The sequence below is a fragment of the Paraburkholderia phosphatilytica genome (assembly GCF_003443895.1).
In the GTDB taxonomy this organism is placed as follows: domain Bacteria; phylum Pseudomonadota; class Gammaproteobacteria; order Burkholderiales; family Burkholderiaceae; genus Paraburkholderia; species Paraburkholderia phosphatilytica.
Map to the genome: position 1 here is coordinate 35,066 of NZ_QQOA01000004.1, position 12,250 is coordinate 47,315.

At 66.7% G+C, this 12,250-nt stretch carries 7 protein-coding genes and 1 pseudogene; 3 read left to right on the forward strand and 5 right to left on the reverse strand.

Annotated features, from left to right (window positions below; genetic code table 11):
- Window positions 1-322 precede the first annotated feature (322 nt).
- Both DVS29_RS05420 and DVS29_RS05425 read left to right on the forward strand, forming a co-directional pair.
- Window positions 323-841 (forward strand): GNAT family N-acetyltransferase, encoded by a 519-nt coding sequence (locus DVS29_RS05420; protein ID WP_118179412.1) that lies wholly within the window; start codon window positions 323-325, stop codon window positions 839-841.
- Between the two features lie 220 nt (window positions 842-1,061).
- On the forward strand, window positions 1,062-1,589 hold the full coding sequence (locus DVS29_RS05425; RefSeq protein ID WP_118179413.1) for a hypothetical protein: 528 nt from the start codon (window positions 1,062-1,064) through the stop codon (window positions 1,587-1,589).
- A gap of 290 nt (window positions 1,590-1,879) precedes the next feature.
- Here the strand turns inward: DVS29_RS05425 and DVS29_RS05430 are convergent, their stop codons facing one another.
- The 4 genes from DVS29_RS05430 to DVS29_RS05445 form a co-directional block, all read right to left on the reverse strand.
- The gene (locus DVS29_RS05430; protein ID WP_124800600.1) at window positions 1,880-2,104 is read right to left on the reverse strand and encodes a hypothetical protein; all 225 of its coding nucleotides are present in this window, start codon (window positions 2,102-2,104) and stop codon (window positions 1,880-1,882) included.
- A 402-nt stretch (window positions 2,105-2,506) separates the two neighbouring features.
- Window positions 2,507-4,327, reverse strand: coding sequence for a tetratricopeptide repeat protein (locus DVS29_RS05435; protein ID WP_118179415.1), 1,821 nt, complete (start codon window positions 4,325-4,327; stop codon window positions 2,507-2,509).
- Window positions 4,324-4,722, reverse strand: a complete 399-nt coding sequence (locus DVS29_RS05440; RefSeq protein WP_118179416.1) for an outer membrane protein assembly factor BamE — start codon at window positions 4,720-4,722, stop codon at window positions 4,324-4,326. Before DVS29_RS05440 ends, DVS29_RS05435 begins: the two co-directional genes overlap by 4 nt.
- A gap of 44 nt (window positions 4,723-4,766) precedes the next feature.
- Window positions 4,767-9,014: a YadA-like family protein gene (locus tag DVS29_RS05445; RefSeq protein ID WP_118179417.1), complete on the reverse strand. Its 4,248-nt coding sequence runs from the start codon at window positions 9,012-9,014 to the stop codon at window positions 4,767-4,769.
- Between the two features lie 1,054 nt (window positions 9,015-10,068).
- On the opposite strand from DVS29_RS05445, the pseudogene DVS29_RS05450 reads away from it, so the two are divergent.
- A pseudogene (locus tag DVS29_RS05450) lies at window positions 10,069-10,349 on the forward strand (transposase); the annotation flags it as partial.
- 217 nt (window positions 10,350-10,566) lie between these two features.
- On the opposite strand, the gene DVS29_RS05455 reads toward DVS29_RS05450, so the two are convergent.
- The gene (locus DVS29_RS05455; protein ID WP_118179418.1) at window positions 10,567-12,108 is read right to left on the reverse strand and encodes a gamma-glutamyl-gamma-aminobutyrate hydrolase family protein; all 1,542 of its coding nucleotides are present in this window, start codon (window positions 12,106-12,108) and stop codon (window positions 10,567-10,569) included.
- Window positions 12,109-12,250: the final 142 nt, after the last annotated feature.

Sequence of the window (12,250 nt, forward strand, 5' to 3'; positions counted from 1 at the left end):
TCTCGAATGGACGGTTGCGCGCGGCGGCGGGGGGACCGTGAACGGGCGGTTTCCTGCTCGCGTCATCTCGACGCGTTCCCCGTACCGGTACTTCTGCGAATATTACTGCTACCGAAGCCGCTCCGCATTCGAACTTTCGTGCCGAGATTGGCGGTGCGCCCGCGTGCGGGCCGTCGCTGCCGGAGTCCGCACGAGCGCATCCGCGCGCCTCGCAGATGAATTTCCGGCCCGCTCGCCGGTGTGCGACACCGCGGAGGTAGACTATCCGCTCGCGGCACACTCGCTCCGCTGTTACACGCCAACCCGAACCGCTCGCCGCACGATGACCTCCCCCGCCACGCTCACGCTACGTCCCGCGACCCACGCGGACGCGCCGCTCATCGCGTCGATCCACGCCACCAGTTGGCGGGCGACCTATCGCGGGCTGCTGCCGGACGACTTTCTCGATCGCGTCATCGACGAACGCGCGGCCTGGTGGGAAGCGCGCATGCGTGCGCCCGGCGAGGAGCGGCGGCTCGTGCTGATCGCCGAACTGCACGGCGACGCGGCCGGCTTCGTCTGCGCGGAACTGCAGCCGGAATCGAAGTGGGGCGTGCTGCTCGACAATCTGCACGCGCTGCCGGGCTTCCAGGGCATCGGCTGCGGCAAGCTGCTGATGCGCGCTGCGCAGGACTGGGCGCGCAGCCAGGGCGAGGCGCAGATCTATCTGTTCGTGCTCGAAGGCAACGCGCCCGCGATCGCCTTCTACGAACGGCAAGGCTGGGCCTTCGCCGGGGCCGAGCAGGACCAGCTGGGCGGCATCGACATCACCGCGCTGCGCTACGTCTATCCGCTGAGGTAACCGGCGGCCGCGGCGCCCTGCCGCGATCGATCGTCCGGCAGTTTTCGGATACTTCCGATCCTCCGCCGGACGGCCAGCCGTCATCATCGACAGTCATCCCATAAATCGTTCCGCACGGCGCGTTTGCCTCGCAAGGCCGCCGCGTCCACGTTCGGCGTGCCTGTATTGCGTTACTCACTGATCCACGCCCTCAGTATCCTCAGACGAGTGCCAGGCAACCATGTCGACTTTTGCGTTGATCAACATTGAAGGTTCGCTCTCCGTGCCGCGTTCGCGGCCGCTCGCGGCATTGCCCGCTTCCTTTGGCGGCGAATGGCGTCTGCTGCCGCCGGGCTTCTGCCCGCGCGACGATCTGAAGGCGCTGTACGCGGCGCTCTTGCGCACCTTCTGTCTCTCCGACGACGCGATGCTGTCGATGTGCCGCTGGCTGCCGCGTGTGGCCGCCGACGTGGCGAAGGCCGGCGTCGGCGCCGTGAAGTCCGTGGCCAGCGCCGGCGCGGCAAAGGCGCAGCCGGTCGGGCCCGTGGCGTCGCGCGCGGAAGCGCTCGCCCGGCATGAAACGTCAGGGGAATACGCGAAGCGGATGATGACGGGCGGCGCGATCGCGATCAGCGCGTCGACCGTGCTCGCATGGCTGGCAACCTCGCATGCGCCGCAGGACGTGACGTTCTCTCCGGACGTCCTGATCCCGCAGGCGAGCCAGGCGGTCCGCACGGCGATCGACGAAGCCCGGCGAAGCAAGACGTAGCAGTGTCACGATTTCGTGTCGGGTCACCTCGATGAGGTCGCCGATGCGCCGGTTGCCGTCGAAAGCACCGAGGCGTCGGTTCCGGCAGCAACCACGATGCCGGGAGCAGCCGAGGCACAGCCCGCCAGCTCGCTCGCCGTCGCCGCGGCACCTGCCACTGCGAGCGAGTCCCTCGCGGCACAATCGCCGGTCTCGATCGCCGCGACATCATTCGTCGGACCGCCGGTTTCGGCCCGAGTCGCCGCGATCCATGCAGTCGAACCCGCTCGGAAGCCGGCATCGCCCGAAGCTCAGCCAGATGCGGCACCGGCCCAATCCTCTTTGCCGTCCGGCAGCAATTCGGCGAAGACCGCTGCGGAACCGCCAAAGGCACCGCAAACGCCGGCAACCTGAGCCGACGTGACCGCTTTCAGCCGCGCCGACATCGATCGCACGCCGGCGGTCCCGACCGCGCCGACAAAATCGACGGACGCAGTCGAAGCACCGGTGCCGTCGGAATGCAGGAAGTTCGCCACGCCGGCACGTTCTGTGGCCACCGGTGGCCGCGAACCGATCGGAACGGCTACCACCAGCGTGTCGGCTTCGGCCAGGGCGCACTATCACGTACATCAGCTGCCACGTGTCGCTCTGGTCCCTCACTCGGCGAACCCGGCGCCGCGCGTCAAGGACTCGCACGCCGGCCACTATTCGCCACCGCAACAGGACGCAGAGGATTCCTGACGATTAATGCAGGCGCCGTCTGGTACGACGCACGACATGCAGCCCAGCTGACACCGGACAGACTCTATCTCGAGGCCGATCGGACACTTTACCAAGCCAAGCGTGGCGGCCGAAACCAGACGAAGCTGACCGTCCTCTGAGCGGTCGTCCGCTCCCTCGTTGCCCTATCCGCGCACGACGCCGGACGCAACGCAGGTTTATAGCCTGACAGTCTCGCCCTCCCCGGGCCGCGCCCCGGCTCCGGCCATCTGCCTGAGGTCGGCAGCCAGTTCCTGCAGCGGCGCACACCAGTCCCGATACGCGCGTTGACGATACACTCTCACGGTCGGATACCAGACGCTGTCCCGACGTCCCGTCATCCACACCCAATGCGGATTGCCGTCGACCAGCAGCCAGGTGGGCCGTCCGAGCGCAGCAGCAAGATGCGCAACCGACGTACAGACCGTGACGACAAGATCGAGGCTGGCGACGAGCGAGGCCGTGTCGTCGAAGCTTTCAAGCTCGCCCGTACGGTCGATCATGTGCAATCCAGCGGCTTTCATCCGTGCCACGTCATCGGACGCGTCCTTCTGCAGACTATAGAATTCCGCACCGGCGTATCCGGAGAACGCCTGGGCAAACAGTTCGGGCGCCACCGCGCGAAGCGGGTTGCGCTGGTGCGTCCGGCTTCCAGTCCAGGCCAGTCCCACCTTCAACGCGCCGCCTGCCGGCATGCGGTCGCGCGTGCGAATCACCTTGGTTTCATCGGCCGACAGATACGAAACGGGCGCCGGTAGCGACTCGATCGTGATGCCGAGTTCGAGCGGCAGGCTCGCGAGTGGGACCTGATAGTCGAACGCCGGCAACTGCTGGACGTCGCTACGCAGCCAGAGGACACCATGTCCGTCCAGGCTGCGCCTGAAGAGTTCAAGCAGGGGCGGAAAGCAGCAGCAGATCACCGAACCGCCCGCATCGCGCGCAAGACGGGCGATCAACGGCACGAAGCGGACGAACTGGATCGCGTCGCCGTGCCCCTGCTCCCCCCAGATGAGCAACGTCTTCCCGGCCAGCGTTTCGCCGTGCCAGCGTCGCTCCGGACAGAAGCCGCGCGACGCGCGCAGTTCGGGCGACCCCCGCCAGCGCGCCTCGAAGTTGATCCAGCCGTTGCGGAAGTCACCCTGCATCAGCTGCAGCATGGCGACCGAGAACTGGATCAACGGATCGCCCCCGGACACGTGTGCAGCACGCACAATCGCGTCGAAAGCCTCGTCCCACTGCTGGACCTCGCGTGCCGCGTTGCTCAGCGCGAGCAACGCCAATCGGTCCTTCGGCGCGAGCGTTGCAGCGCGCCGCGCGGCAACCAATGCCTTCGCGGGCTCGCGCATCTGAAGCCACGCGTTGGCCACGTTCGTCCAGGCCAGATGATTGACCGGCTCCGCGCGAACCGCCTCCTCGCCGATGCTCAACGCCAGCTCGTACTCGCCGCGGGTGTAGTGAAGCGCGGCGAGATTGTTGCGAAGCATCGGATGTTGCGGGTCGAGCGTCATCGCGCGCTCGTACGCGCGAAGCGACGCATCATAAGCGCCCGAATGCTGCTGGATGAGCCCCAGCGAAAACCAGGCGTCCACGGACCCGGACGCCAGCTCACTCCACCGCTTCGCCGCCTCGATGCCGATGTCCGCGCGGCCGCACTGGTGAGCGACGGCCATCCACTCCCCAAGCCAGTCCGTCGCGTCCGGCATCGCGCGATGGGCGGATTCGAAGTGGTCGAGCGCGCGGGCCGGCTCGCCGGACTGAATCGCGAGCCGCGCCGCTTCGACGTACGCCGCCCCTGTCGGCGCCGACAGCGCACGGTCGAGCCACGCCCGCGCTTCCTGCAAACGTCCGCACAGCCGCAGCACCTGCGCCCGCGCGACGGCGGCGTTCGCGTCGGCGGGCGCGAGCATCAACCATTCGTCGACGAACTCCGATGCTTCGATGAGTTCGCCCGCCTCGCAGTGCTGCCGGACTCTGGCCAGCTTCGCGTCTGAATCGATCATTGGATTGCGTTACGGTTTGCGGCGGAGAGCTGTTCGCACTCAGGGTCTTTCCAGCGCGTCCTGATCACCCGGTTGTCGTCGTCGAACTGTACCTGATACTGACAGGCCACCACACCGTCCGCCTTGCGGAACCTGAGGAGGTAATCCCACACGCGAACGTGAAAGACACCTTCGTGAAAATCGGGCGGGCCGAGCAGTTCGTACATCTGGTGTTTGCTCACGCCGGGCTGGACCTGGGCAAGGTTGTTCCGGTTCGGAAACGATCCGTCCTTCCACGTCGCTGTGGTCGGGTCGGGAAACGGCACGTCCGCGGTCGGCGCCGAACAGGCGGCGACCGCGAGCAGCGCGCACAGTGCGATCGAGATCGCGGCAATAGGTCCGGTCTTGGTCTTCATGATGGTTTCCGGTGCAGTTGAGTTTGCGTGCGAGGTTCCCGCGATCACCACTGGTAACCGGCGCCGACGACCGCGCCATACGTACCGCGCGTGTTGGTGGACACGGCAGCCTTGTAGATCCAGTGGTCATTCTCGGAGATCGTCGAGACGCCGAGCGCCTGGCCGGACTGCCCGCGATACACGCTGCCGGCGACGGCCACCATGCTGCGCCCAGGCCCCGAGGGTTGTGGCAGCCCCGCCACCGCCATCGCCGTCGCGGTGCCGCCGTCCGCGTCGCGCCGGTACGACTCGAGATCGTTGCGCAGGCTGGCCACCTGACTGTCCGTGTAGCTGTTCGCCTGCGACAGCGTGCTGGCCACGCTCGTGTTGAGCTGCTCCACGTTGACGGCATCGGTGGCCGCGGTGCCTGCCGCCACGTTGACGACCTGCCGCGTCGAACTCGCCGAACCGACCGAAACGACGTTCGACCGGCCGCCGTCGCTACTGCCTGAACCGATCGCCGCGGAGTTCGTTCCCGACGCCGTAGCGCCGGTGCCGACCACCGTCGAGCCGTTACCGCTCGCCTGCGAACCGTTGCCGACCGCCGTGCTGTTCGATCCCGATGCGACCGAGCCGGACCCACCCGCGGACGAGTTCGAGCCGGTGGACGCGGGCGGCAACGTGCTGCCGCCCGCGGGCGTGGTCGTATAGCTGCCGCCGGTGTTGCTGGTGCGCTGGTTGATGAGCGTCGTCAGCTGCGTGGTCACGGCGTCGAGCTGGGACACGTTGACCGCATCGGTGCCGAGGCGTCCAGGCGCCAGCCCCGTGATCTGGCGGTTGCCGACGTTGACCTCGCCCGCCGACGATTGCGGACTGCTCAACCCGTACGCGATGTAGTTGCTCAGCGCACCAACCGTCGTCAGCGAACCGGCACCGAGCGCGACGCTGTTGGCAAGCGTCGCGCTTGCACCCGCGCCCAGCGCGAGCGCATCGACGGCCGTGCTGCCCGCGCCCGACCCGATTGCCACACCGCCGGCGGCCCCCGCACTCGCATTCGCGCCCTGCGCGATCGACTGCGCACCGTTCGCTGCCGCGCCGCTACCCAGCGCAATTGCATCAGCCTGGCCGCTGGTGGCGGCTTCGCCGAGCGCGACACCCCCTGGCGCAGTCTGGCTGACGATCGCGCCATTGCCGATGCCCACGCCGTTGTCGCCGTTCACGACCGTCGTGGGTCCGACGGCAACCGACTGCGAACCGACCGCCAGCGAGTCCGCCGCGGTCGAATTGGCGTGGAAGTAGAGCGTCGGCGTGACCGAGAACGACTGCAGCGCGCCGGCGAGCTGCTCGATCGTCACCGCGTCGTGCTGCCCCGTGCCATCGGCCACGTTGGTCAGCTGTCGATACGTGCCGCTACCCGCCGAGCTGCCGAACGACACCGCGCCGAGCAGCGTGCCAGTCGCGGTGTTGAACGGGATCGACTGACTGCCCGCCGCGATCGAGCCGGTGCCGGGCGCCACCACGCGATCCGACACCGAGCCCGAGCCAATCGCGACGCCGTCCGCGACGGACACCGTCGACTGCGGGCCGAGCGCGAGCGCATTCCCCGCCGTCGCCTGCGCGCCATTGCCGGCCGCGAGGCTCGACGCGCCGCTTGCCACCGCGAGCGGCCCGATCGCGACGCTGTCGGTGCCGGTCGCCTGGCTGTCGGCCGCCGTCGAGTCCGCGTGGAAATACTTGATGCCGCCGCCGTTCTGCAGGTTCGTGATGGCAGTCGTGTTGTTCGTCACGTCGGTTGCGAGCACATCCACCGCCTGGTTCGTCTGATACAGCTGTGAGCCGTTGACCGCATCCGTGCTCGACGCGCTCAGTTGCCCGGCGGCGACGTTCTGGATCTGCCGCTCGGCGCCGACCGAACCGACGCTGACCACGCCGACGGGCGCGGTGCCGGCGAACGCGTAGTTCGCGCCGCCGATCGTCGCGCCCGCAACCGGCGTTGCCGCGGTCGTCGTCGAATTCGAACCCAGCGCTACCGAATCGGCGGTCGTGGCGCTCGCGTTGCCGCCGATCGCAACCGCGTCGGTGCCGGTCGCGCTCGAGTCGGCGAGCGTCGAATTCGCGTGGAAGTACTTGATGCCGGCGCCGCTCTGGATGTTCGAGATCGCCGTCGCATTGGCATCCACCGCCTGGTTCGTCTGATACAGCTGCGAGCCGTTGACCGCGTCCGTGCTCGACGCGCTCAGTTGCCCGGCGGCGACGTTCTGGATCTGCCGTTCGGCGCCGACCGAACCGACGCTGACCACACCCGCCGGGGTCGCGCCCGCGAAGCTGTATGCGGTACCGCCGATGGTGGCGCCCGGGGTCGGCGTCGCCGCGGTGGTGGCCGAACCCGCGCCGAGCGCGACCGAGTTCGATACGCTTGCCGTCGCCCCGGAGCCCAGCGCGGCTCCGTTCGTCGCGGTGCTCTGCACGACCGCACCGTTGCCGATCGCGACGGCGCCCGCGGTGTTCGCCTGCGACGCATTGCCCAGCGCGACGGCGCCTGTTCCGCTTGCCACATTGATATTGCCGAGCGCGACCGCGCCATCGCCGCTGGCGGTGTTGTCCGCGCCCATAGCCACCGCGCCATTGCCTGTAGCAGTGTTCGGATCCCCGATAGCCACCGCGCCATTGCCGCTCGCGGTCTGGCCTTCACCCAATGCGATCGCGCCGGTGCCACTCGTCACCTGCGAATTGTGACCGCCAGCGAAAGAGCCGGTGCCCGCGGCCGCGGCGACGGTGTTGCTGTCGCCCAGCACGACCGTGGAAGCGGCGAGCGCCTGCGACGCGTTGCCAAGCGCCGTCGCGCCCGCGGCCGATGCGACGTTCGCACTTCCCACCGCGGTGGCATTCGTGCTGCTCGCCGTGGACGTTCTGCCAAGCGCGGTACTTTGCGTGCCGCTTGCGCTGGCGTTGACGCCGAGGGCCGTCGCGTTCAGTGCGCTCGCCTGCGAACCGGCGCCGAGCGCGGTCGACGATGTGCCGGTCGCGCTGGCGTTCAGGCCGAGCGCCGCGGTATTGTCCACCGTCGCGTGCGCACCGGCGCCCAGCGCCACGGCGGAAGTGCCGGCTGCGGTGGCCGCGTTGCCGAGCGCCACGCCGTTCACGATGGACGCAGTCGCGCTCGCGCCCATCGCGATCGAATCGTTGCCGCTCGCGACCGCGCCGGTGCCGAATGCCTGCGCGCTGGTGCCGCTCGCGAGCGTGCCGTTACCGATCGAGGTCGACGACGCACCGGTCGCCTGCGTGCCCGATCCGGGCACGCCGGAGGTACCGCCCACACCGATTGCGACCGCCGCCGTGCCGGAGGCTCCGCTGTTGACGCCGATCGCGACCGCCGATGCACCGCTCGATGAAGCGCCAGAACCCAGCGCGAGGCCCGCGGCGGCCGTGGTGGTCGTGATGGCCTCGAAGCCCATCGCGACCGAATAATCGCCTGCGGCGGTCGAGGTGTTGGTCAGCGCGGTCGAATGATCTCCCGACGCAATCGCACCCTGCCCGAGCGCGGCAGCGAACGTGTTGCTCGCGGTCGCCTCCTGCCCGAGCGCCACCGAGTGATCGCCGCTCGATATCGCATTGAAGCCGAGCGCCACCGACTGGTTGCCCGACGCGTTGGCACCCGCGGCCAGCGCGATCGCGCCGGCGCCGGTTGACTTTGCCAGATTGCCAAGCGCAATACCGTAAAGGAGCGACGCGGTCGAGGAAGGCCCTATCGCAACGGAACTCGTTCCGGCAGCGGTCGACTGGGTACCGAGCGCGGTTGCGTACTGGGACGAAGCGCTGGCGCCCAACCCCAGCGCTGAGGAACCCGTCCCCGATGCGCTCGCGTTGTTCCCCAGTGCCGTCGCCGAAATCGCGGTCGACTGCGCGCCGCTTCCCACCGCCAGCGAGCCGTTTTGGCTCGCAACGGCCGAATTGCCGATCGCCGCAGCGAAGGCCCCCGAGGCGGTGTTGCCAAGACCCAGCGCCACCGAGCCGCCGCCCGACGCGGTGGAATTGATCCCGACCGCGGTACTGTTGGTTACCGCCGTCGAACCCGAACCCTCCTGAACGGACTGGCCATACGCGTTCGCACCGAGCAGGCCAAGCGACACGGGCACGAGCAGGGCGATGACGCTGCGCGTGGCCTGGAAGCCCCCGCCCGAGCCCATGCCTGGCCGGCCGTCGCACACCGCGCTGCCCGCCGATCGCCCCTTGCTGCGGGACCTGTCGTTCTCCGATGCCGCAACCCATGCCCCCAAACCTTCACTCCAGACCGTCCGATATACCTTGTTCATCGCCTTTCCCGTTAGAACCCTCGTTAATATCGAATCGAATACATAAGTTGTACTTATCGTTTGCTCGAAAACCTTCCGGTCGGGCAGTCGCAAATTTCAATTCCGAAAGTGCAGTAATTGGAAATAGAAAGACTTCAATATTTCCAGTAAATCTGCGACAGACAGGACGTTAAAAAGACAAAGCCAGTCCCTCCGCGTAATGTGCGGAAAATCAAATGCAGAATCGGGAGATATGCCAGCTAGTCAACAGGCCTACGACGCACGCATATCAGAGCCTACGAAAGCGGCTCGCGTCGTGTCGTAGCTGGAGGAAACGCGCGTGCGCACGCCAGATGACCTTCATTGCACCTTTGCAGGCTAATGTCCCGGCCCCCGCGACCCAGAATTCTCATGATGACCATGCCCTCGGAGCTGCACGATTCCCGCCCGGATCCGCCACCTCGATTCGATATCGATAAACGGAATCCAGCCCTGTAACGATTCGGCAACGTATTGAGCGCAAGTTCTGAAATCCTTGTCCCGGCCATTACCTCGTCATTCCGGTTACGGCGTGTGAAAGATTTGGTAAGCATTGTGCTCGCCAGCACTCTCGCATAAGTCTTTCTATTTGTCTATGGAATTGTCTGACTTAACGATAGTTGACGATTTGGATGCGATAACAACCAATGATTCGAGGCCGATCGGCCGTATGCGGCAAGCATTGCTTGTGCAATATTGTGACCTGAGCAGCACCGGATTGAAGGAGTCCAGCCCAATGCTGGCCCCTCGTCCGCAACAAGGTCGCGGGCGGTCCAATGACGCCAGACATGGGGCCATGTTGATCATCCAGGCTGTCGAAATGTACCTCCGGCCGTCGACCGTTGCCAGGCGGGTACTGGAAAGATCGGCCATGAATGAACGAGGCTCCGTGATGCCAGGGCTGCGGTGGTTGCTCAACCACCGCAGCAAGCCACGCGCTGAAAGGTGCGTCTTTTCGGAGCTCGGTACTTGAGCGGATCCGGAAGCCGGCAGAAGGAAGCCCATGCATCGCGAGGGCACCGTCAACTTAGGCGACCACGTGCTCTCCAGGATGTTGCGCCGGTGGTGCACTGGCGTCGTGTGTTCCAGGGTTGAACCAATGAAGGACGTCGCGCGATTGATCCGTCGACACCTCGACGGCATTGTCGCCTGGACCCAGACGCGCCAGACCAACAGCTTTATTGAGCGATCAACGGCCTGTTTCAGGCGGCCAAACGCAAGGCGCGCGGATACGCCAGCTTCAAAACCATGCGAACCGTGCTGTTCCTTATCGCGGGCAAGCTCGATTTCTTAGCATTCAACCCGCATGCCTGGTGAGCCGCATTACCCACCGCATTTTCAAAAGAGTCCTTTATATTGAGACAAGTACGGTGTGACAGAAAGCGGAAAACGATGCGCACGCAACGCGCAAAACAATCGAGCAGATTGGTTACCAAAATGAAAAAGCGGCCCGGATTTCGACATCCGGACCGCTTCGATCGATATCACATGCACCCAACTGCGGGTAGCACGGCACACGCTCAACTCAGAAACTTCAGAAGCGTGTCTCCCGTGCGACACGCAGGAACGTGTCGAGCAGCGGCGTGCAATCGAGCATCTCTGGACCGCCCGCGCGATGAAACTCCGGGTGCCACTGCACGCCGACGACGAACGGCGCGCGCCGGTAACGGACCGCTTCGATGATGCCGTCCGACGCCGACACCGCCTCGATGTTCAGATCGCGGCCGATCGTCTTCACCGCCTGGTGGTGAATCGAGTTGACGATCGCTTCGCGCCGCCCCGGGAACATGCTGGCGAGCGTCGATCCTTCGGGGAAATGCACCGAGTGGCGGTGCTGGTCGTAGTGCTCGTTGACGTGCACGCCGGCCGTCGGCACGTCGGTCGCGATGTCCTGATAGAGCGTGCCCCCGAACGCGACGTTGATCAGTTGGCAACCGCGGCACACGCCGAGCACCGGCTTGCCCGACTCGATGAATTCATGCAGCAGTTCGAGCTCGTACATGTCGCGTACGCGATCGCCCGGCCACTCGGGGCGCGCGGTCGCTTCCGCGTACGACTGCGGCGACACGTCGGCGCCGCCCTGCAGCAACAGACCATCCAGATGCTTCGCGTAGTCGCGCAAGCGGATGTTGCTCGGGTGCAGCATGCCCTGATGGCCGACGGTCGGGATCATGAACACGATCACGTCGCGCGACATGACCCAGTGCGCGATCGACTCCTCGAGATACTGCAGCGTCTTGCCGCGCAGCCCTTTCGCACCCGGTTCCGGGTGAAAGATCCGCGCCGATACGCCGATGCGCAAGGTCCGCTGCGTGATCCGCTGTCCCGCGCGGTCGAACAGCTGGCGCGCGCGCGCCGCGATGATACGGCCGAACACCGACCACGCCGAGTCGCTCTGCTTCAGGTAGCGCGGCGGCGCGGGCGGCATCGATCCCGGCGGCGGTGGATTGACGGCCTCGAAGTCGGGCGCCACGCCGAATCCTGGCGGCGCGGCGCCGGGACGCGACTGCTGCGCACCGCCCGGCTGCGTACCCGCGCCCGCTTGCGCGCCAGCTGTACTGGATACACCCGCTTGCGCTTGCGCGCCCGGCACGCCGGTCGGCGGTGTCGCGCCTGCGCCCGCTGCAGCGGTGGACGGCGCGCGCTCCGCGGCACCGGTTGCCGCGCCGCTCGCGGCCGCCTCGGTAGCGGCCACGTCCGCAGCGGACCGGTTCGCTGCCGTGGATGCCGTCGGTGGCGCGGCGGCGGCAGCCGGAGCCGGTGAAGCACCGGATTCGGCGCGAACCTCCAGCTCCTGCGCGGCCGTCGCCTTCGCGGCGGCGGTGCGCGCAACAGCTGCGTCCTGCTGGCTGGCTTGCGCCGCCCGGGCTGAGGTGTCGGAAGTGTCGGGGGTCACGCTGGACGCGCTGGCAGGTTCGTCGGTGGACGATCGGGCCGCTGCCTCCGCTTCGCCGGGCGAACTTCGCGGCGTTCCGGACGGGGCGCCGACGGCGTCGGCGCCGGGCGAACGTGGGATGGAAGATGGGCTGCCGGCTGAGCCGGACGAATCGGATGGACTATCGTTCTTATCGCTCATGACTGGGTTGGCTTTGCGCCTTTGCACGCGATGGAATGAACATATCTCAATTATCCGCTTACGACCAGGCCCCAGCAAACCGGTACACAATTGTTCACATGGTCCAGATTTCGTCACATTTTTCTGCGATGAGCCGTAACCC